The sequence below is a fragment of the Phytoactinopolyspora halophila genome (genome assembly GCF_003287285.1).
Classification (GTDB): domain Bacteria; phylum Actinomycetota; class Actinomycetes; order Jiangellales; family Jiangellaceae; genus Phytoactinopolyspora_A; species Phytoactinopolyspora_A halophila.
Genome location: NZ_QMIG01000011.1, coordinates 58,823 through 80,138 on the forward strand (window position 1 = coordinate 58,823; position 21,316 = coordinate 80,138).

A 21,316-nucleotide genomic window follows, 5' to 3' on the forward strand; every position below is an offset into this window, starting at 1 on the left:
GGTGTAGGCAATCGCGCCGGGCAGCAAGGGGTAGGTCGATGAACGCGCCGCGGGTTCTCGTCGTGTGGTGTCCGGACTGGCCGCTGATCGCCGCCGGTACGGAGCCTTCCAGCACCGCCGTCGTCGTGTCCTCGGGCCGGGTCGCGGCGTGCACGGCGGCCGCCCGGACGGCCGGGGTGCGCCGCGGCCAGAAACTCCGCGACGCACAGCGTTACTGCCCCGACGTCACCGTGCTGGAGGAGGATCCCGAGGGCGAGACGCGCGCATTCGAGCACGTGCTCTCCGCCATCGAGGATCTCTGCCCACGGGTGGAGGTGGTACGCCCGGGGCTGGCCGCCATCCCCGCTCGGGGGCCGAGCCGTTACTACGGTGGCGAGGAAGCCGTCGCGTCCCGGGTGCGCGACGCCGTGCTGGAGCGCAACTTCATCTGTGCCGTCGGGGTCGCCGACGGCGTCTTCGCGGCCGATCTCGCCGCCCGGACCGCCTACGACGATCACGACGGGCTCTGCCTCGTCCCGTCCTCGAAGACGTCGGAATTCCTGGCACCGCACCCCGTGTCGGCGCTGGACATGCCAGATCTGGCCGGCATTCTCACGCGACTCGGCATCCGCACGCTGGGTGACCTCGCCGCGCTACCGGCGCACGAGGTGCTCTCGCGGTTCGGCTCCGCGGGCGGTACCGCGCACCGGCTGGCCTCCGGCGGGCAGGCCCGGCCCCCGGCTGCCCGGCCTACCGAGGAAGATCTCTCCGTGCACCTCGATTTCGATCCTCCGCTCGATCACTCGGAGCCCGCCGTCTTCGCCGCCAAGAGCCTGGCCGATCAGATGCACGCCAAGCTCGGCGAGCGCGGGCTGGCGTGCGTACGAGTCGAGATCGAAGTGAACACGACGGACGGCCAGACCCGATCCCGGCTGTGGCGGCACGATGGACTGCTGTCCAGCCTCGCCGTCGCCGAACGGGTGCGCTGGCAGCTGGACGCCTGGCGCACCGCGGGCCAGCTCACCGGAGACCTGACCCACTTGCTGCTCACACCCGACCAGGTGGTGGTCGACACCGGCCGGCAGCTGGCCCTGTGGGGACAGTCCGAGGTGAACGAGCGGGTTGCCCGGGCCGCCACCCGGCTCCAGGTCATGCTCGGGCACGCGGCGGTCACCCGCCCACAGCTCGCGGGTGGCCGCGGCCCGGGCGAACAGGCCGCCCGCGTGCCGTGGGGCGACTCCCTCACCACCGCGTCTCCCGCCAACCGCCCGTGGCCGGGACGGATCCCGCGCCCGGCCCCGTCCACGGTTCATACCCAGCCGCAGCCCGTCCAGGTACTCGACGCGTCGGGAGCCCACGTCACGGTCAGCGGTCGTTCGGCGGTGTCCGCGCCACCCGCGCGGCTCGTCGTGAGCCACGCGTCGCGCAAGGAGGAGCTGGCCATCACGGGCTGGACCGGGCCATGGCCGGTCCGGGAGTACTGGTGGGAACGGAGCCGGCACCGGCGCTATGCCCGGTTTCAGGTCATCACCGACGACGGCCGTGCCTGGCTGCTCACGGTGGAGCAGGGCCGATGGTGGCTCGAAGCGGCCTACACCTAAGAAGCCGGTTGCCGTTCCCGTCACGGTGACGGGGAACAGCAACCGGCTCGCAAGGACGAGCTAGCCGAAGGGCGGCCTCAGTGGTCCCACTCCACCATCGGCCGGCAATCCTCGGGATCGAGATCCTCGTCGCTTCCCGGCCTGATCACCTCGGTGCCCCCGGGGTCGGTGTAGCACTCGGCGTCGTCTTCCGTGGAGTCGTAGATGAGCTCGCCTTCGTCGTCGTACCCGCGCAGCGCCAGACGCCCGGCATCGTTGCCGTCGTGCGGGAAGAACCAGTAGCCGTCACGCATGATCGCGTCCTGTTCCGGGCCGCCCGAGGTCTGCACCGTCACGCGGTCGACGGAACTCGTGTACAGCCCGAACGTGGCCCGCTTCGACTCGACCGGCGCTGTCAGGTATGGGGAGTCCTTGGCCTCGGAGCTCCCGAAGAGCGCACCCCCGGCGTTATTCCCGGAACTGCCGAACTCGCACAGCAGCTTGGTGTCGCCCCGCTGCGCGATCACCCAGCCGGTCGGCACATACGCGTCGACGTCGGTTTCGGCCGTCAGGCCGAATACGGGCTCGAAGCCTTCCCAGCTCGGCGCGGATTCGGTGCACTTCTGCAGCGCCTCCTGGACATCCGCGTCGTCCATCTCCTCGGTCTGCGGCGCCGGTTCCGTGTCGGTGCGGGAGAAGTCGAGCTCCTCTTCGTCCGGTTCCGAGAACCGCTCGCGAGCCTCTCTCTGCTCCGATGCGTTCTCGAGCTCGGCCGCGTCGATCTGGAGCTCCGGATCGGTGACGAACGCGAATGCCTGGTCGAGATCGATGTCCACGCCCGAGACCGGTTCGGTGCTGTTGTTCCCGAACAGGTCGTGGATGCCCACGCTGACGAGGGAGCCGTCGGCACGCTCGTGGATGACGCCGAATTCCAGGTTCCTCTCGGCGTCGCCCTCGTTCACCCAGGCGGTTTCGTCCGTACCTGGGATGTCCTGCTCGGTGCAGCTGTCCGAGTCCATCTCGCAGCCGACGTAGTGAGCGATCGACTCGAACGCATGGTCCGAAGACTCGACATAGTCCGGCGTGGTGACGGCGACCTGGACCAAGCCCAGACCGTCCTCACCCGGAACCGACCATCCCAGCTTGGTGCCCACATACAGCGCTCCGTCCGCGCCACTGCCTTGCTGCCCACCGGTCACCTCGTCGGGCAGGTGCTCCTGCTCCGGATCGAAATGCTCGATGGCGGTGTCCAGCAGAAGCTGCCTCGTCTTCGAGAACTCACCGATCCCGGGAGGCCGCTCGCTCTCGGTTGGCTGCTCGCTCTCCTCCGATGTCCCTGCCCGGCCCTGCTCGGCGGACATGCCATCGCCAGCACTTCCGCCGGCCACATCAAGCTCCGGGCCACCGGGATCCTCGCCGGGAACGACCAGCGCCGCGCCGGTCACCAGCGCCGTCGCGCCGGCCACTCCCGAACCCCACGCGGCCATCCGTCGCCGCCGAAGGTGCCGCCTTCCGCGGCTCACGTCGTCCGACGCCGTCGATGCCATGGGCGGCTCGCCGCTGAATCGCACGTCGTCGAACATCCTTCTGATCTGATCGTCGCTGTTCATGACCGTTGCCTCTCTTCCGCCAGCTCATCGGTCGACAGGATCGCGCGCAGGTTCGCGACCGCACGGGAGGTGTGGCTCTTGACCGTGCCCGTCGAGCAGTTCAGATCGCTCGCGGCCTCCTCGACCGACAAGCCACACCAGTACCGCAGCACGAGCGTCGCCCGTTGCCGTTCCGGCAGGGTCTTCATGGCCGCCACGAGGGCGTCGCTGTCCTCGAACGACACGGCTTCCGGTGCAGCCACGTCGAAGCCGTCGAGTCCCACTTTCTCCCGGCGCCAGGGTCGTCGCTTCTCGTCCAGGTGGGCCCGGACGATGATGCGGCGAACGTAGGCATCCTCCGCTCCTTCGCGGTGGATACGTGGCCACACGGCGTACAGCTTGATCAGGGCTGTCTGCACCAGGTCTTCGGCCGCATGCCAGTCTCCGCACACCAGGTACGCCGTCCGGCGGAGGTAGCCCCGCCGGGCACTGACATATGCCACGAACTCGTCAGCTCGTGTCTGGCTCCGAGCCACGCGATCAACTCCCTCGCGAACTTTCTCCCCTGCCACCTGCCAAACGGAATTCAACGCGGATCGGTTGTCATCCGATCGGGCCGGCTTTCCCGATGGGGAGCAGGAGCTCCGGCTCGGGAGAGACGATCACCGCACGGGTGCCGGAGGGGGCTCGACCGGCCCCGCGAGCAGCGGATCACTCAAGTCGTTCATGTACCGGTCGAGTTCACCGGCGAGTTCATCTCGCACGCTCCTCCACTCCGGCTGCTGGGCGAGGTTGGCACTCTCCCACGGATCCTCGTCGAGCGCGTAGAGCTCCTCGCCGGGGCGAGGCGCCAGATGGGCGTCATCCATGCCGCGCCGCGTCACGCTCTCCTCCAGATCCTTGCTTAGCTTCAGCTGCGGTCCTGGCGTGTAGTTGCGGATGTACTTGTACCGATCGGTGCGCACGGCACGGATCGGATCGTAGCCGTCGTGATAGGTCTTTTGCAGGTACAGCGAGCGGCGCGACCGCTCCGCCGCTCCGCGCAGTTCGGGTTGCAGGCTGCGGCCTTCCAGCTGGGCCGGCAGCTGCTCGCCACACAGGTCAAGCACCGTCGGCACGACGTCCAGGTGGGTGACCAGTCCCGGGATGCGTCCAGGCGGTACGTTCCATGCACGTGGCGGCCGGGCGATCATCGCGACCCGCACGCCGGGGTCATACAGCGTGCCCTTGGCGCCGGGAAACGCGGCTCCGTGGTCGGTCGTGAAGATCACCAAGGTGTTGTCCGGATCGCCGTACTGATCGATAGCCTGCACCACCCTGCCGATCGCCGTGTCGAGCTGGCGCAGCGCCCCGTAGAAACTGGCGAGGTCCGCCCGGGTCTCGTCGTTGTCGGGCAGGTATGGCGGGACGTCGACGTCGCCCGGAGGGAACGGATCGTAGTCCTCCGCCGGCCATGGCCGGTGGACCTCCCACATGCCGATCGTCACCAGATAGGGATCGTCGCTTCGCCCGTGCTCGGCGAACCAGGACCGTGCCTCGTCGGCGACCTGCAAGGAACGCGGCAGAAAACCCAGCCCGCGCACCTCGTCGTAGCCAAGCACACACGGATCCGGGTCCTCGTGCTGCAGGCCGATGAGGGTGGTGTGCACCCCGGTGCCCTGGAGCAGTTCCGGCAGCGTCTGCACGCCGGGTGCATAGCGCCAGCCGTGGTGGGTCAGCCCCATCAGCCCGTTGCGGTGCGGAGAAACCCCGGTGAACAGGGCCGACCGGGCCGGCGTGCACAGCGGTGAGGTCGCGAAGGCCTGGTCGAAGACGAGGCCCTCGCTCGCGAAGCGTTCAAGTTCGGGTGTCGGCGCGTGCGGCGCACCGTAACAACTCAACCAGGTGCCGAGATCGTGGCAGTGGATGAGGACGATGTGCGGTGTTCGCATGCTGTGAGCGCTTTCTTAGATCGATCTAATACAACGCCGCGACAACACCATGCTCCCCGGCAGATGTCAACTGCGCCCCGCGTCAGCTATCCCGGCCGCACCCACACGACTCGCGGACGACGAGCTGGGGCTCCAGCACAAGCGACTCGGGCGGAATCTCGGGAGCACGGATCCGTTCCAGCAGCATCTGGGCAGCGCGCCCGCCCAGGGTGGCGGCCTTGACCGAGACAGAGGTCAACGACGGCGACCACGCCCGAGCCTGCTCGACGTCGTCGAAACCGACCACCCGGCACCGCGTACCCACCTCGATCCCCGCATCGCGCAGGGAGCGCATCACCCCGAAGGCGATGGCGTCGCTGTGAGCGATGACCGCGTCCGGCGGTGCGCTCGATGACACCAACGCACGCGCGACGTGCTGCCCATCCGTGGTAGACACCGGGGACGGCACGGTCCACGCCGGATCCAGGTCAGACTCCGACTCGGCCAGCCGCTCAGCAACGGCGGCCTGCCGCTCCATGCGTGCGGCCCCGTCCTCCGGCCCGCCGAAATATGCGATCCGGCGAGCACCGTGGCCCAGCAGGTGGTCGACCGCCATCCGCGCACCTGCCCGGTTGTCGGTTCCGACGTAGCTGGCCGCCACACCCGGCACGGGCCGCGTAGCCAGCACGTACGGGATGTCGACCGCCTCCGGGGGCACACCGATCTCGGCGCTGCTTCCGGCCGCCGCGACAATCAACATTCCGTCGATCTGGTGCTCAAGCAAGGTGCGAATCAGCATGCCCTGCCGCTCGGGATCGTCGAACGTGTTGGCCAGGAAAGCAACGTATCCGGCCGGGCGGAGCTCGCGCTCGACACCCTCGATGAAGTCCGCGAAAAACGGGTTGGCCAGCCCGGAGATGACCAGCCCGACGGTGTGGGAACGGCGCATGCGCAAGCTCGCCGCGCCCCGGTTGTAGACGTAGCCCAGCTCGCGCACGGCGTCACGGACCTTCAGCCGGGTCGGCTCGGCCACCAGCGGGCTCTCGCGCAAGACGAGGGACGCGGTGGCGCGGGACACGCCGGCATGCCGGGCGACGTCCATCAACGTCACGCGGCGGGATCGGTCGCTAGCTCCCGTCATCGAACGTTTCCGACCTCGCGCGCTCGCCTACGCATTCACTGGCCTACTCGCTCACTCTGCATGCGGCTCGAAGAGCTCCAGCGGGTTCCCGGCCGGATCCTCCACCAGGATCTGGCGCCCGCCACGCCCCGTGACGATGTCGTTGCGAAACCGCACGCCAGCTTCACGCAGCCCTCCGACGACGGCATCCAGGTCAGAGACTTCCAGCTGGATGCGGTTCCAGCCACCAGGTTCCGGAACCCGTCCATCCGGCATCGCCTGGCTGGCGCCTCCCGGACCATCCGTCTGGTTGATCAGGAGCCGCAGCGCGTCACGCGTCACGATGGCGAACCCGGCAGACGGGTGGAATGCCACCGTGAATCCGAAGTGAGTGGTGTAGAACTCGATAGCCGCGTCGACGTCGTCGACGAAATAGCGCACGCTGACCGAAGCCATGGGATCACCTTCCAGCCGCTTTCATCCGCACCCGACGATAGCCGACAGGTGAGACAGGCACGGTGGCTCGCCGGGTGCGGCGGTGATCGCCCATGGCGGCCTCGTAGAGTCGATCGGGTGGTACACGACACATCAGCCGATACATCCACAGATATCTCAGCAGACACAGCTGCCCTCCGGTATCCGCGAGCTCCGGAGGGCAAGCACGCCGACGTGATGCACGGGGTCACGGTTCCGGACCCGTTCCGCCCCCTGGAGGACCCCGAGGCACCGGAAACAGCCGCGTGGGCCAGCGAGCAGGACATCCTGTTCGAGCAGTGCCGGCTTCGATGGCCAGAACGCGCGACGTTCCACGAGCGGCTGACCGCGCTGCTGCGTTCCGGTGCCGTCGGTGCTCCCGTATGGCGCGGCGAGCGCGCCTTTTACACCCGCCGGGCACCGGAGCAGGAGCACGCCGTCCTGCTCACCATCGACCCCGACGGCCAGGAGCGCACGCTCATCGATCCCGCGGCGCTGGACCCCACCGGCACCACCACGCTCGATGCGTGGCAGCCGTCGAAGGAAGGCGACCTGCTCGCCTACCAGCTATCCGAGGGTGGCACCGAGGAATCGGTGATCCGCGTGCTCGATGTGGCGACCGGGAAGATCGTCGACGGGCCGATCGACCGGGCTCGCTACTCCCCCATCGCCTGGATGCCCGGCGGCGAGGCCTTCTATTACGTCCGCCGGCTGGCACCCGAGCACGTTCCCGGCGGCGAGGAGCAATTTCACCGCCGGGTCTACCTGCACCGGGTCGGCACCGACACGGACGGCGACGTCGAGATCTTCGGTTCCGGCCTGGACAAGACCAACTACTACGGCGTCTCGGTCAGCAGGGACGGCCGCTGGCTCGTCGTCTCCGCGGCCCAAGGCACCGCCCCGCGTAACGACGTCTGGATCGCCGACCTGCATGCCAGCGATCCGGACAGTCCCGTGCTGACGCCGGTCATGGTCGGCGCCGACGCCCGCGCCGGCGTGCACGTCGGCCGGGACGGACGGCTGTATGTCCTCACCGACCTCGACGCGCCGCGCCGCCGGCTGGCCGTCACCGACCCGGAGACGCCCGGACAGGAGCACTGGCGCGACCTTCTACCGGAAGATCCCGAGGCCGTACTCGGCGACGTCGCCATTCTCGACGGCTCCGAACTCGACCAGCCCGTCCTGCTCGCCGGCCGGACCCGGCACGCCATATCCGAGGTCACCGTGCATCGCCTCGACTCGGGCGAGCACGTGCACACCCTCGACCTACCCGGGCTGGGCAGCACCGGAGGGCTGGTCGAACGTCCCGAGGGCGGGCACGAGTCGTGGTTCGTCTACACCGACCACACCACGCCCACGCACGTGCTGCGCTACGACGCGCGGACCGGCTCCGTCGACACGTGGGCGCCGAGCCCCGGCGAGTTCGAGCTCCCGCCGGTACACACCGAACAGGTCACGTACCGCTCGGCCGACGGCACGCCGGTACGTATGATCATCGTTGCTCCCGCAGGCGACGCCCGTCCCGCCCGGCCCACGGTCTTGTACGGCTACGGGGGATTCGACATCGCGCTCACCCCCGCGTACTCGGCGACCACGCTGGCCTGGGTCGAGGCCGGCGGCGTCTGGGCGGTGGCCAACCTGCGTGGTGGCTCGGAGGAAGGCGAGCAGTGGCATCGCGCCGGAATGCGGGAGAACAAGCAGAACGTTTTCGACGACTTCCATGCCGCCGCCGACTACCTCGTCGAGCAGGGATGGACGACCCGTGATCAGCTCGGCATCTCGGGTGGCTCGAACGGCGGGTTGCTCGTCGGCGCAGCACTGACCCAGCGGCCCGAGGCCTACAGCGCCGTCGTCTGCTCGGCGCCCCTGCTTGACATGGTCCGATACGAACAGTTCGGCCTCGGTGCCACCTGGAACGACGAGTACGGCACCGCTGACGATCCCGACGAGTTCCAGTGGCTCCTGAGCTACTCGCCCTACCATCACGTGCGCGACGGGATCGCCTACCCTGCGGTGTTGTTCACGGTCTTCGACGGCGACACCCGGGTCGACCCCCTTCACGCCCGCAAGATGGCAGCCGCGCTACAGCACGCGACCGCCAGCGATCCGGACGAACGACCGGTCCTGCTCCGCGCCGAACGCAACGTCGGGCACGGCGCGCGTGCCATCTCGCGCACGGCCGAGCTCGCGGCCGACCAGCTCGGTTTCCTCGCCGCGCAGCTGGGTCTGGCACGGTAGAGAGCGGCGGCCCGGACGAACCCCTACCGACCTGGATGGAGCATGACACTTTTCCTGCAAGAGCAAGACGACGGCCCGGAACGCTTCAGCGGCGATTGGTGGGTCGACATCCTGCTGGACCGGCCGGCCCAGCTCATCGGCCTCGTCGTCGCGGCCCTGATCGTGCGCTACCTGATACACAAGGTGATCAAACGGGTCGTGGCACGTACCGTCGAGAGCAAGCCCCCGGACCAGGTGCTCGGATCGACGACGGCGGCACGGGTCGTATTCGGAAGTGCCGGTGCCTATTCCGAGCGGCGATCACTGCGGGTACAGACCCTCGGCTCGTTGACGAAGAGCACGGTCACGTTCGTCATCGGCGTGATCGTCATCGTCATGGCACTGGACATCCTCGGCTACCCGATCGGGCCGCTGCTCGCGTCGGCCGGTATCGCGGGTGTCGCGCTCGGATTCGGAGCGCAGAATCTCGTCCAGGACTTCCTTGCCGGCATCGCGATGCTGCTCGAAGACCAGTACGGCGTGGGTGACTACATCGACATGGGCGAGGGAGCCGGGATGGTCGAGGCGGTCAGCCTGCGGGTCACCCGGCTACGAGCCATCGACGGCACGGTCTGGTACGTGCGCAACGGCAGCGTGAGCCGGGTTGGCAACTCCAGCCAGGACTGGGCGCGAGCCGTGGTGGACGTCGACGTCGCCTACCACTCCGACACCGCCAGCGTGCGGCGGTTGCTGGAAGAGATCAGCCACAACCTTGCCCACGAAGAGCTCTGGAGCGAGCTGGTCCTGGAGGAGCCGGAAGTCTGGGGTGTCGAGACGCTCGGCAACGACAGCATCGTGATCAGGGTGGTCATCAAGACCCAGCCCATGGAGCAGTGGAAGGTCGCGCGCGAGCTTCGGGAGCGCATCAAGCGGCGGTTCGATCACGAGGGTATCGAGATCCCGTTCCCGCAGCGGACCCTGTGGATCAAGCAAGAGAATGAGGCCAGTGCCGCCGTCCCGGCAGGACCGGCTGTCTCGCCGGATCCGGATCCGGCGGTGGCGGGACCGGGCGCCGATCTCGACCGCGAATCCACCGCGGATACCCCCGAAGAGCAGCGCCGCAAGGTGAAGCGGCCGCCCGAGCCCGAACTCGAGGACGATTCAGAAGGCACCGGGGATGTGGAGGGCGACGCGTAGCCGCGCCACCCCCGAGCACCCCTTCCGCTGATCATGAACACTAGTCGGCCTATGTATTCGATTAGTGTTCATGATCAGCGGGGTTAGGGCGGCGTCAGGCGAGCGCGGCGTCGAGCGTGATCGTGGTGCCGGCCAGCGCCTGGCTGACCGGGCAGCCATCCTTGGCGGCCTCGGCTGCGGCCACGAAGTCGTCGTTCGAGATGCCCGGGACGACGCCACGGACGGTGATCACGATGCCGGTGATGCCTTCACCGGGCTGGAACGTGACATCGGCCCGGGTGTCCAACGAGGTCGGTGGCGTCCCGGCCTTGTTGAGACCGTTGGAGAACGCCATCGAGAAGCACGACGCGTGCGCGGCAGCGATCAGCTCCTCCGGCGACGTCTTTCCGTTCGGCTCCTCCGAACGTGCCGGCCAGGACACGTCGTACGTGCCGAGACCGGACGACTCAAGCGTGACCTTGCCGGCGCCCTCGGTGAGGTTGCCCTCCCAGCGGGTCGTCGCGGTGCGGGTCGTAGCCATAAATGTTCCTCCCACTCGGGTATGCGTGCGTGCGAGACGCTTCCCATCTTGCCGCGTGGAGGCTGCCGCTGCGACGGCAGGCTCCCCGCTCGATCCCGGATGGGAGAATGGGAACGTGAGTGCACGAGTGGACAATTTCTACGATGCTGTTGGCGGGCACGAGACGTTCGCCCGCCTCGTGCATCGCTTCTACGAAGGCGTGGCGCAGGACCCCGAGCTGCGGGCCCTGTATCCGGAGGAAGACCTCAGCGGCGCGGAGGAACGCCTGCGGCTCTTCCTCGAACAGTATTGGGGCGGGCCGACGACGTACTCCGAGCAACGCGGACATCCCCGCCTGCGGATGCGGCACGCCCCGTTCAAGGTGAATCCCGCAGCCCGGGACCGCTGGCTGCATCACATGAAGGTCGCCCTCGACGAGCTGGATCTGCCCCCGGAGTATCGCGACACCCTGTGGGAATACCTCGAACGCGCCGCCTACTCGATGGTCAACACGTTCGAGGAGTAGGACGCCCGCCGACGACGCCGACGACGGCCCGGCAACCGGGGCCGGTCAACAACCAGAGCCGGTCACCCGGATGTGCGCCGCCGGAGGAGAATGCCCCGGATGAACGCCGCCTGCCCCGCATGCTGGGCGTCCTCGTCGGCGACGCTCACCAGCCGCACACCGAGAGACACGGCAGGTGTCCACGACTCGTCGACGATGCGATCGAGATCCGCGTCGGTAACACCCCCGAGATATCGAAGCGTCCGGGCATGCACCGCGTCGTAGTACCCGGTGAGCAGGTCCGCGCTCGCCCGGACCGCCGCCACGTCGTCGCTTCCGTGACCGAAACCGGTGACGGCGGGATCGAACGGTAACCCGAACCGCTGCACCCACCCCTCGGCCGTCCAGGCTTGCTCCTCGCCCGCGACGTCCGAGACGTGATCATCCTGGACCCGGGTCAGGTGCCACACCAGCCAGGCGATGGAGTTGGCCTGCGGGTCCAAGCGCTCTGCCAGCTCGTCGTCGGACAGTCCGGACACGGCACCGTGCACCGTCTCCTGTACCCGGCCGAACGCGTCAATGAGTAGATCCGCACTGTGCATCTGGCCACCGTATGTTCGTTCGCGATGCAGTGGCGAGCACGACTGCGCATGTGAGCGACAACACAGGGGGTGGCTCTCGCGAACGGGCTCCGAGAGCATCGTAGGCTAGCTCGTCGTGACGGATGTTCGTAAGGACTGGTGGCGCGCCGCCACCATCTATCAGGTCTATATCCGCTCGTTCGCCGACGGCAACGGTGACGGCGAGGGCGATATCGCCGGCCTGCGCCAGGCCCTGCCCTACTTGAGCGATCTCGGTGTCGATGCCATCTGGATCAATCCGTGGTACCCGTCACCGCTCAACGACGGCGGCTACGACGTCGCCGACTACCGCAACATCGATCCGCGGTTCGGCGATCTCACCCAGGCCAAGGCGCTGCTCGACGAGGCGCACGGTATGGGCCTGAAGATCATCCTCGATATCGTGCCCAATCACAGCTCCTCCGAGCACGAGTGGTTTCAGGCAGCGTTGGCCGCGCAGCCGGGATCGCCCGAACGTGAGCGGTACATCTTCCGCGACGGCCTCGGGCCCGACGGCTCCCAGCCGCCCAACAACTGGCTCAGCGTGTTCGGCGGATCGGCCTGGGAACGCATCACCGAACCCGACGGTTCGCCCGGCCAGTGGTACTTTCACATCTTCGACGTCACCCAGCCCGACTTCGATTGGGACAACCCCGAGGTGCGGGCGGAGTTCCTCGACGTGCTGCGGTTCTGGTTCGACCTCGGCGTGGACGGCTTCCGCATCGACGTCGCGCACGGGATGGTCAAGGACATGACCGCGCCCGACCTCCCGTACGACGAGTCCGGACTGCTCGACTCGCCGACGATCGCCGATCATCCGTTCTTCGACCGTGAGGGTGTCCACGATATCTACCGCGGCTGGCGCGAGCTGGCCGACTCCTACGACCCGCCACGGCTGTTCGTCGCCGAAGCCTGGGTCGAGCCGCCGGAACGGCTCGCCCGCTACGTCCGCGACGACGAGCTGCACAGCGCGTTCAACTTCGACTACCTCAAAGCCCCGTGGACTGCGCAGGGGCAGCGCCAGGCGATCGAGCGGTCCACGTCCGTCCTGCGCAATGTGGGTGCTCCCGCCACCTGGGTCCTGGAGAACCACGACGTCGAGCGCATCGTCAGCCGCTACGGCCGCACGGAGACCGATGCCGCTGCGGGACATCTGCGCAAGACGGACGAGAGGGTCGACGAGGAGCTGGGGCGGCGTCGGGCTCGCGCGGCCGCCCTGCTCATGCTCTCCCTCCCCGGCGGCGCCTACATCTATCAGGGACAAGAGCTGGGCCTTCCCGAGGTGACCGTTCCCGACGAAGCGATCCAGGATCCGGTGTGGGAGCGGTCCGGGTACACCAAGCGGGGCCGCGACGGCTGCCGCGTACCGCTGCCCTGGAGGGTCGACGGCCCGTCATACGGTTTCGGTCCCGACGGCTCGTGGCTGCCGCAGCCGGAGGGCTGGGGCCAGATGTCCGTGCAGGCCCAGTCCGGCGACCCGCAATCGATGCTGGAGCTCTACCGCGCGGCGCTCCGGATCCGGCGCGAGCATCCAGCACTTGCCACGGAGACCATGACCTGGCTCGACGGCCTCGGCGATGACGTACTCGCGTTCGTACGCGAGCCGCGCTTCGAGTGCGTGGTGAACTTCGGCGCCGAGCCAGTGGCGCTGCCGGAGCACCAGGACGTGCTGCTCGCCAGCGCGCCGTTGACCTCCGACGGCAGGCTGCCCGGCGACACCACTGTCTGGCTCGCCACCTGATCGTTCGACCTGACTGACACTGGTCACCTGTAGCTGCGTACGGGCGTCCACCATCGGATCCCAGAACCCGCTCCGGTCGAGATCCACTGCGACGTGCGCGGTGTCTGATCGCCCGGAATAGCGATCGCGATTCACGACCGTCGCCCCAACCGCGGACGTAAGTCTGTACATGATGCAGGACGCCTCATACACTGCACTCTATATACTGTATGAAATGTCAGGGAGCTGCCGACGACATGACGGAGAACCCCACAGCGCCACAACGTGCTTGGGAGCCGGGTCGACACATCGGCCACGGCGACCCACGGAGGAGGTCCAGGACATGGGAGTCCGCACACTGAGCACGACCCTCGTCGCGTTTCCGGCGTTGCTTCTCGCCGGATGCAACTCGGGGAACGAGGCACAATCCGCCGACGGCGACGGCGAGACCGGAATCGACTGCCCGGCCGTCGAAGTCATCGTGCCGTACTCGCCTGGTGGCGGTTCGGATCAGCAGGTTCGTCGACTACAACAAGCGCTCGAGGACGCGCTGGATACGCAATTCAACATCAACTATCAGACCGGCGGCGACGGCTCCGTGGGCTGGAACGCCCTGGCCGGGGCCGAGCCGGACGGCTGCACGATCGCCAACGTCGTGGCACCCAACATCATCAACCTTTCGCTCACCGCGGGTGACGACGTCGGTTTCGCCGCGGAAGACTTCGAGTACATCGGCTGGACGGAGTACTCACCCAACATCATCGCCGTCGGGCACGACAGCAGGTTCGAGACGATCGAGGACTTCGTCAGCGAGGCCGAGGCCAACCCCGGCAATGTGACCATCTCCGGTGTCGGCTCCAACGGCGAGCTCCTGGTCAGCGAGATCAACCAGGCGATCGGCATCGACCTCTCGTTCGTCCCGGTCAGCGGCGGCGTGGGCGACATCATCCCGCAAGTCGCCGGTGGTCATATCGATGCGGCCTACTCGGGCTTCTCCCTGCTGGACGGCGATCAGCTCACACCCCTGGCGCTGTCCGCGCCCAGCGACGAGTTCCCGGACGTGCCGACCTTCGAAGAGGCCGGCTACCCCGGCGTGAACCTGGTGACATCCTGGGGATTCATCCTGCCGCCGGATACCCCCAGCGAGATCGTCGAGGCCTGGAATGCCGGACTCCAGGAGGCGATGGCCACCGACGACGTCCAGGCAGCGTACGAGGAGACCGGATTCACCGTCCTGGAGCAGGACGTCGACGAGGCACGCGAGTACTTCCAGGAGCAATACGACGCGACCGAGGCAGCACTCGAAGCCATGCAGTGACGGTGACGGACGGGCCGCGCGTCTCGCACCGCCGGCCTCGCGGCCCGTCCACACTGCCACCATCGCTCGACGCCCGAGCCGTTCGCGAACACGCTGGCCCTTCGCTCGCGCGGTCGCCAGTATGCGGAGTCCATCATGTACACTGCATGATGGACTCGTCAGTGATCGAGTGGTGGGTAGTGAAGACGTGGTCGAGACGGTGGAATTGGCACGACGCCAAAGTCGCGGGGATGATGTGGAAAACAAGAGCGCCGCAGCGGAAAGCCTGAGCCTGGGTTCGTTTGTCGGCAATCCCCGAAGGACAGCTCACGAATTCGTTCGGGAAACGCTGCGTGAAGGAATTCTCCGGGGAGATCTCGAAGGCGGAACTCGGCTGGTTCAGGCCGACATCGCACACGAGCTGGGCGTGAGCACCACGCCGGTGCGCGAGGCCCTCCGTGACCTCGCGACCGAAGGTTTGGTGCGCCTCGACGCACATCGCGGCGCGATCGTGAACAAGCTGACGTTCGACGACCTACGCGAGATCGTGGAGCTGTGCCGGCTCGTCGAGCCCGAGGCCATGCGCCAGGTCGTAGAGATCGCCGATGACGATCTGGTGCAGCGGGCACGATCGCTGGCCGAACAGATGCAGCAGGAGACGGATTCGGCCCGCTGGGCAGAACTCAATCGCGCGTTCCACGCTCAACTCGTCGAGGCGATCCCCTCGCAGCGGTTGCGCAACCTGCTGCGCGGGCTACGCGACAGCGCCGCGCCGTACGTCGCGCTGGCACTTCGCCACCGCGGGGACGATCAGTTCGAACTCGCCAACGAGCAACATGGCCAGATACTCGAAGCCCTGGCCAGCGGAGAAGCGGACCGCTGTGCGGATCTGACGCGCACGCACGTGGATCTCACACTGCGCGCCATCGACGAATCGCGCCACCGGTTCACAGCGGACAGTTCGCATTAGAGATCGCGCGCATCCCTGCTGCGCCGCTCATGGCGTTCGGCAGCGCATCGTAACCGGTCAGCGTGCCTGACCAGCTCCCGATCCATTCGATGTACCAGCGGCTTTAGCCTCCCCGGCCAGGGATCGACGCCATCGCGCCCTGCGAGAGGTCACATCCGCAACCGCGCCGTTCCCCGTGCTGCCACGCACCGCTCCGACTGCCACGCATCGCGAGCAGACATCTTTCTATACTATGTATAATCGAATCAATCGTATGAAGAGTGAGACTCCGACAGATCCCGGAAAGACGGTGGAGCACCGGTGTACGACGCTTCCCTCACCGAGCGGCGCACGGCGCACGAATTCGTACGTGACACGCTGCGCCGCGCCGTCCTGCGCGGAACGCTCGCCGGTGGCACCCGGCTCGTCCAGTCGGAGATCGCCAGCGAGCTCGGCGTGAGCACCACTCCCGTGCGGGAAGCGTTGCGAGATCTCGCAACCGAGGGGCTGGTGGACCTCGACGCCCATCGGGGCGCCACCGTGCACCAGCTCGAACTCGGCGAGGTTCGCGAGATCTACTCCTTGCGTCAGCTACTCGAACCCGAAGCCATGCGCAAGGCAGCCGGAACGCTGGACGAGAAGGTCTGGGAACGCGCCGACGACGTCCGTCGCCACATGGACGGGGAGACGGACAACGGGTTGTGGGCAGATCTGAATCGCGAGTTCCACGGGATACTCGTGGCCGGCCTTGCCATGCCGCGCCTGTGCTCCATCCTGCACAACCTGCAAGATGGCGCCGCTCCGTACGTCGGCCTGGTCCTGCAGAACACGGTCGAACTCCGCAGCCAGGCGAATCGCGAGCACGCGGCCCTGATGGACGCGCTGCGATCCCGAGACGGGGAGCGTGCCGCGGCGATCACCGTGGATCATCTCGCGCATACGGTCGAGGCGCTGCAATTCGCACATGATCAGCTGACAGCGACGGCTCCGGAGGGTCGTCGCGGTGGCGGACAGGAGGGCGAGCCAACGGAAGGCAGGGACGCGTGACCGGCACGGCATCCCAACCATCGCATCCCGCCCCTGGAGAGCGTGGCAGGATCACCTCCCGCTATCCGGTGGACGAGCTCCGGTCGTTCATCGAGACCGTGCTGGGCCGCTATGACGTACCCCCGGCCGACGCACGGATCACTGCCCACCGCATGCTCGAAGCCGACATTCGCGGGATGGCTGGCCACGGCATCTTCCGGCTGCCGGCGTATGCCGACCGGCTCGCCGCAGGCGGATACACCATCGACGCGGATCTTCGCGTCACCCACGAGACGCACAGCAGCGCGCTCGTCGACGGCGGAAACGGGCTGGGGCACGTGATCGTGACCCGCGCTGCCCAGATCGCCGTGGCCAAAGCCAACCAGACCGGCCTGGCCTGGGTCGGCGTCCGGAGATCGAACCATGCGGGGGCCGCCGGCGTGTACGCCGCCATGGCGCTCGACCATGACCTCATCGGCCTGTACCTCGCGGTCGGCAGCGCCAACCACCTACCTCCCTGGGGCGGCGTCGAGCCGTTGCTAAGCACCAATCCACTGGCGGTGGCCATCCCCGCCGGCGCCGAGCCCCCCGTCGTCGTGGACATGGCCACCACAGTCGTCTCCTACGGACGGATCAAGGTGGCGGCGGAACGGGGCGAACGCATCCCGGAAGGGTGGCTGGTGGACGCGCAGGGCGAGCCGATCACCGATCCCACGCGCAGCGCCGAGGGTTTCCTCGTTCCTATCGGTGAGCACAAGGGGTCTGGCCTGAGCATGATCATTGGGATGCTGGCCGGCGTGCTCAACGGTGCCGCCTTCGGCCGCGACGTCGTGGACTTCACCCGGGATCAGCACACGCCGGCGAACACCGGGCAGACGATCGTGATGATCCGTCCCGACCTGTTCCGCCCGCTCGACGATTTCCAGGCCGAGATGGACCACCACGTCCGGCAGATCCGCGAATCGGCGCCACTGCCAGGGCACTCGCACGTACGCGTGCCTGGCGATCAGATTCCGGCACGCCGCGCGCGGGCTCACGAGCGTGGCATCGAGCTCGCCGGCCAGACCGCCGAGCGGCTCGCCCGGCTGGCGGACGAGCTCGATCTCGCCCGGCACCCGTTCCGGTGACGCAGACGCCACTCTATATTATGTATAATGCTTGATGTTCAGCTGCCAGGCGCCGTCCGAAGGAGTGGGCATGAGCACATACCGCGTGGTCGTGACCGATCAGGTCTTTCCCACGGTCGACCTCGAACGCGAGTTGTTGCACGAGATCGACGCCGAGCTGGTCGTCGCGCATGGCGACCGCGAGAAGGTCCTCGAGCTGGCCCGGGACGCGGATGCCCTGCTGAACACCTATCTGCCCGTGGACGCCGGCTTCATCGCGCAGCTGCGCTCTTGCAAGATCATCGCGCGTTACGGCATCGGGGTGGACAACATCGACCGGGATGCCGCCCGCGCCGCCGGCATCCCGGTCACGAACGTCCCGGACTACTCGGTGGAGGAAGTGGCCGCCCACACCCTCGCGTTGCTGCTGATGCTGCTGCGCCGGATTCCGGAAGGGCTGGAGACCGTGCGCACCGGGGCATGGACCATCGACCATGTCCGGCCGCTCGCCCGGCTGTCCGAGCTGCACGTGGGCCTGGTCGGGTTCGGCCGGATCGCGCAGCGCCTGGCCCGCTCGCTGGAAGCCCTGGACATCACCTGCGTCGTCTTCGACCCTTACGTGTCCACGGAAGCGCGGGCTTGCGCTCCGGCACACATCCGGTTCGTCGACGAGCTGGACGCTCTCCTCGAATCGGTCGACGCGATGTCGCTGCACTGCCCGCTCACCCCGCAAACACGTGGGCTGATCGGAGCCGACCAGCTCAGCAAGCTTCCGTCGCACGCCGTCCTGGTGAACACCTCGCGGGGCCCGTTGGTGGACACCGACGCGTTGATCGGTGCCCTCCTGGCCGGATCCCTCCGCGGCGCCGCACTGGATGTCGTCGACCCGGAGCCGCCCGCAGACCCGGCAGGTCTCGCGGCGACGCCCGGCCTGCACGTCACCCCGCACACCGCGTTCTACTCCGAGTCGGCACTGCGTGAAGCGCAGCGCAAGGCGACATCGCAGGTCATCCAGGGACTGACCGGACAGCCCCTGGACTATCAGGTGAACTGACGACACGCTCGTACAGCGACGGCAGCGCATCGCGCGCCGCCCCAGGACGAAGAGGTGCAGCACATGTCCGACGAACCCGCCCGACGGATCCGGCTCCGCCGCGACGGCCAGCAGTGGGAATTCGACCGCGCGATCCGCGACACCGGCCGCGTCTACCACTTCCAGCCACCCGGGCGCGGCGGCTTGCCACCGTCGGTGCGCATGCATGACATGATCAGCAAACACGTTGGCCGGGGCGCGCAACGAGCGGAACGTCTCGGTGCCGCGGAGGCCGCGGCCGGCCACCACCTCACCGCGCTCGAGCACTATTTCGACGCCGCCGTGAAGTACGCCCAGGCGCAGCATCCGATCCTCGTCACCAATGCCGAGAAACGGTACCTGCACGGCTCGGCCATCCGCTGCTACGACGAGGTCCGCCGGCTGGCCCCCGCTCCCATCGAGCACGTTCACGTTCCCTGGAGGGGCAGCACCGTCTCCGGGTACCTGCATCTGGCTCCAGTCGACGGGCCGGCGCCCTTGGTCTTCTTCATCCCCGGCTGTGACATGACCAAGGAGCTGGTACCCCACCCGCTGTACAACTGGGCCGCGCAGCGCGGCATGCACCTGTTCGTCTTCGACGGCCCCGGCCAGGGCGAGTGCAACCTCCGGGACATCCCCCTCACCATCGACGGGTACGAGGATGCCGCCAGCACGGCCTTGAGCCACCTGCTCGACCGCCCGGACATCGACGCCACGCGCGTCGGCCTCTACGCGATGAGCTTCGGCTCCTGGTGGGGTGCCCGGTTCGCCGCCACCGACCAGCGGATCGGCGCGGCGTCCTTCCCCTGGGCCAGCATCTGCGACAAGTACTACCTGTTCGAAGAGGAATCGCCGCGGTACAAGCAGCTGTTCTCGTACCTGACGCGGGCCGCGGACGAGGACGAGCTGGACGAGTTCATCGCCCGGATGGGGCTCGAAGAGATCCTTCCCCGGATCAGCTGCCCCACGCTGCTCACCCTGGGCGAATACGATCCGCGGAGCCCGCTGGACGAGGCGCTCGCGCTGTTCGACCGGATCCAGGCGCCCGCCCAGATGTGGGTGTTCGCCGATCAACATCACATGACCAACGTGCGCACGCCGGCGAACGCCACGCCGATGTGGAACCTGGACATCCACCCCACCGGCATGGACTGGCTCGGCGACCGGCTCTCCGGCAAGCCGCTGGACCGCCCCGGCGAGGTGCTCTACCTCGAACCCAACGGCCCGAGCCCGCACGATCCGGACGCGCCCGCCAAGCGGCACTGGTACGAGTGACACCGGTTCGAGGAACGGGAGGCGAGCATGGCGAACGACGGGATCGGGCTGGCCGTCGTCGGCTGCGGAACGGTCGGCAGGGTCCGCGCCGAGCTGGCCCGCGAGCACCCGGCCGTTGGCTGGCTGGGCATGTGTGACATCGACGAGGACCTGCGGGACCGGCTCGCGGCCGACACCGGGGCGGACGTCGCCACCGGCGACTTCCGGGAGCTGGTGCGCCGTCCCGAGGTGAGCGCCGTCGTGGTCGCGACGGACGAGAACTGGCACGTCGAACCGATCCTCGCCAGCGTGGAACGCGGACACCCGTTGTTCATCGAGAAGCCGCTGGCCACGGATCCGGTCGAGTCGGGCAGGGTGCTGCGGGCCATCGAGGACGCCGGCATCGACGCCGTCGTGGGCTACACGCAGCGATTCCGGCGCCGGTTCATCACGTCCCGCCAGCGGATTCGCGACGGCGTGATCGGCGACGTCACGACGGTGGTCACCCGGGCGTTCATGAACCGGATGGTCCCGTTGGCCACCCTCGCCCGCACCGAGCAGCGGGAGACGCTGACGCCGATGGTGGTTTCCGGGACGCACAGCCTCGATGCCTGCCTGTGGCTCCTCGAAGGGTTGGAGGGCAAGGAGCCGGTGGAGGTCTACGCGAAGGCGGGCGACACCGTTCTCGGACAGTACGGCACCAAGGACAACACGCTGGCCATCTTCACGCTCGCCGATGGTTCCCTGTGGAATCTGAGCATCAGCTGGGCGCTGCCGGCCACGTGGCCGGGAGCGGTCTACGGCCTGGAGATCGGAGTGGTGGGAACGTCCGGCGTTCTGGATATCGAGGACACCCATCGTGACCTGGTCCTCGCTTCCGAGGAACCGCAGGATCGCAGCGCCGGATACGCTCCCAAGGGTTATGACGCGCCGCTTCCGCGCTATGTCGATTTCCTCGGCAGCCGGCCGTTCGGCGACGACACCGACGAGGGATTCTGGGGGCCGATGCGCGAGGAGACGATGAGCTGGTTCAATCGGTTACTGACCGGACGGCACACGCATCACGCCACCGCCGCCGACGGTCACCGGAACCTGCTGATCACCATGGCGATGGACCGGTCCGCACGCACCGGCCAGCCGGTGCGGCTCCCGCCGGATCCCACCACCGTGCTCGGCGACTGACGCACCCGGCCGCCCCGAGC

At 67.9% G+C, this 21,316-nt stretch carries 19 protein-coding genes; 12 read left to right on the plus strand and 7 right to left on the minus strand.

Translation table 11 applies throughout. The features are described from left to right. Nucleotides 1-38: 38 nt before the first annotated feature. Nucleotides 39-1,580: a DNA polymerase Y family protein gene (locus DPM12_RS12290; RefSeq protein WP_112258615.1), complete on the plus strand. Its 1,542-nt coding sequence runs from the start codon at nucleotides 39-41 to the stop codon at nucleotides 1,578-1,580. A gap of 77 nt (nucleotides 1,581-1,657) precedes the next feature. Here the strand turns inward: DPM12_RS12290 and DPM12_RS12295 are convergent, their stop codons facing one another. The 5 genes from DPM12_RS12295 to DPM12_RS12315 form a co-directional block, all read right to left on the minus strand. Then, nucleotides 1,658-3,169: a hypothetical protein gene (locus DPM12_RS12295; protein ID WP_112258616.1), complete on the minus strand. Its 1,512-nt coding sequence runs from the start codon at nucleotides 3,167-3,169 to the stop codon at nucleotides 1,658-1,660. Continuing rightward, complete coding sequence (locus DPM12_RS12300) at nucleotides 3,166-3,684, minus strand: SigE family RNA polymerase sigma factor (RefSeq protein ID WP_112258617.1); 519 nt, start codon at nucleotides 3,682-3,684, stop codon at nucleotides 3,166-3,168. Before DPM12_RS12300 ends, DPM12_RS12295 begins: the two co-directional genes overlap by 4 nt. A gap of 126 nt (nucleotides 3,685-3,810) precedes the next feature. Continuing rightward, nucleotides 3,811-5,079 (minus strand): sulfatase family protein, encoded by a 1,269-nt coding sequence (locus DPM12_RS12305; RefSeq protein WP_112258618.1) that lies wholly within the window; start codon nucleotides 5,077-5,079, stop codon nucleotides 3,811-3,813. Between the two features lie 82 nt (nucleotides 5,080-5,161). Further along, entirely contained in the window at nucleotides 5,162-6,199 is a 1,038-nt protein-coding gene (locus DPM12_RS12310; RefSeq protein ID WP_112258619.1) for a LacI family DNA-binding transcriptional regulator, read from the minus strand. Between the two features lie 51 nt (nucleotides 6,200-6,250). Next, the gene (locus DPM12_RS12315) at nucleotides 6,251-6,634 is read right to left on the minus strand and encodes a VOC family protein (RefSeq protein ID WP_112258620.1); all 384 of its coding nucleotides are present in this window, start codon (nucleotides 6,632-6,634) and stop codon (nucleotides 6,251-6,253) included. A gap of 153 nt (nucleotides 6,635-6,787) precedes the next feature. On the opposite strand from DPM12_RS12315, the gene DPM12_RS12320 reads away from it, so the two are divergent. After that, nucleotides 6,788-8,890: a prolyl oligopeptidase family serine peptidase gene (locus DPM12_RS12320; RefSeq protein WP_342778783.1), complete on the plus strand. Its 2,103-nt coding sequence runs from the start codon at nucleotides 6,788-6,790 to the stop codon at nucleotides 8,888-8,890. A 42-nt stretch (nucleotides 8,891-8,932) separates the two neighbouring features. After that, nucleotides 8,933-10,066 (plus strand): mechanosensitive ion channel family protein, encoded by a 1,134-nt coding sequence (locus tag DPM12_RS12325; protein WP_112258621.1) that lies wholly within the window; start codon nucleotides 8,933-8,935, stop codon nucleotides 10,064-10,066. 94 nt (nucleotides 10,067-10,160) lie between these two features. Here DPM12_RS12325 and DPM12_RS12330 read toward each other — a convergent pair whose 3' ends face one another. After that, nucleotides 10,161-10,586, minus strand: coding sequence for an OsmC family protein (locus tag DPM12_RS12330; RefSeq protein ID WP_112258622.1), 426 nt, complete (start codon nucleotides 10,584-10,586; stop codon nucleotides 10,161-10,163). Between the two features lie 115 nt (nucleotides 10,587-10,701). Here DPM12_RS12330 and DPM12_RS12335 point away from each other — a divergent pair, with 115 nt between their 5' ends. Beyond that, nucleotides 10,702-11,091, plus strand: a complete 390-nt coding sequence (locus tag DPM12_RS12335) for a globin (RefSeq protein WP_112258688.1) — start codon at nucleotides 10,702-10,704, stop codon at nucleotides 11,089-11,091. Nucleotides 11,092-11,153: 62 nt separating this feature from the next. On the opposite strand, the gene DPM12_RS12340 is transcribed toward DPM12_RS12335, so the two are convergent. Next, complete coding sequence (locus DPM12_RS12340) at nucleotides 11,154-11,672, minus strand: mycothiol transferase (protein ID WP_112258623.1); 519 nt, start codon at nucleotides 11,670-11,672, stop codon at nucleotides 11,154-11,156. Nucleotides 11,673-11,787: 115 nt separating this feature from the next. On the opposite strand from DPM12_RS12340, the gene DPM12_RS12345 reads away from it, so the two are divergent. From DPM12_RS12345 to DPM12_RS12380, 8 genes are all read left to right on the plus strand, one after another. After that, complete coding sequence (locus tag DPM12_RS12345) at nucleotides 11,788-13,431, plus strand: glycoside hydrolase family 13 protein (protein ID WP_112258624.1); 1,644 nt, start codon at nucleotides 11,788-11,790, stop codon at nucleotides 13,429-13,431. 322 nt (nucleotides 13,432-13,753) lie between these two features. Then, complete coding sequence (locus tag DPM12_RS12350; protein WP_158542873.1) at nucleotides 13,754-14,728, plus strand: tripartite tricarboxylate transporter substrate binding protein; 975 nt, start codon at nucleotides 13,754-13,756, stop codon at nucleotides 14,726-14,728. Nucleotides 14,729-14,963: 235 nt separating this feature from the next. Further along, nucleotides 14,964-15,677, plus strand: a complete 714-nt coding sequence (locus tag DPM12_RS12355; RefSeq protein WP_158542874.1) for a GntR family transcriptional regulator — start codon at nucleotides 14,964-14,966, stop codon at nucleotides 15,675-15,677. A gap of 300 nt (nucleotides 15,678-15,977) precedes the next feature. Beyond that, nucleotides 15,978-16,703, plus strand: coding sequence for a GntR family transcriptional regulator (locus DPM12_RS12360; RefSeq protein ID WP_112258627.1), 726 nt, complete (start codon nucleotides 15,978-15,980; stop codon nucleotides 16,701-16,703). Next, complete coding sequence (locus DPM12_RS12365) at nucleotides 16,700-17,809, plus strand: Ldh family oxidoreductase (RefSeq protein ID WP_112258628.1); 1,110 nt, start codon at nucleotides 16,700-16,702, stop codon at nucleotides 17,807-17,809. The genes DPM12_RS12360 and DPM12_RS12365 overlap by 4 nt, the downstream gene beginning before the upstream one ends. A 70-nt stretch (nucleotides 17,810-17,879) precedes the next feature. Next, nucleotides 17,880-18,842, plus strand: coding sequence for a C-terminal binding protein (locus DPM12_RS12370; protein ID WP_158542875.1), 963 nt, complete (start codon nucleotides 17,880-17,882; stop codon nucleotides 18,840-18,842). A gap of 63 nt (nucleotides 18,843-18,905) precedes the next feature. Continuing rightward, complete coding sequence (locus DPM12_RS12375; RefSeq protein WP_112258630.1) at nucleotides 18,906-20,135, plus strand: alpha/beta hydrolase family protein; 1,230 nt, start codon at nucleotides 18,906-18,908, stop codon at nucleotides 20,133-20,135. Between the two features lie 27 nt (nucleotides 20,136-20,162). Then, nucleotides 20,163-21,296 carry a Gfo/Idh/MocA family protein gene (locus tag DPM12_RS12380; protein WP_112258631.1) on the plus strand — a complete coding sequence of 378 codons (1,134 nt, stop codon included), beginning with the start codon at nucleotides 20,163-20,165 and terminating at the stop codon, nucleotides 21,294-21,296. Nucleotides 21,297-21,316: the final 20 nt, after the last annotated feature.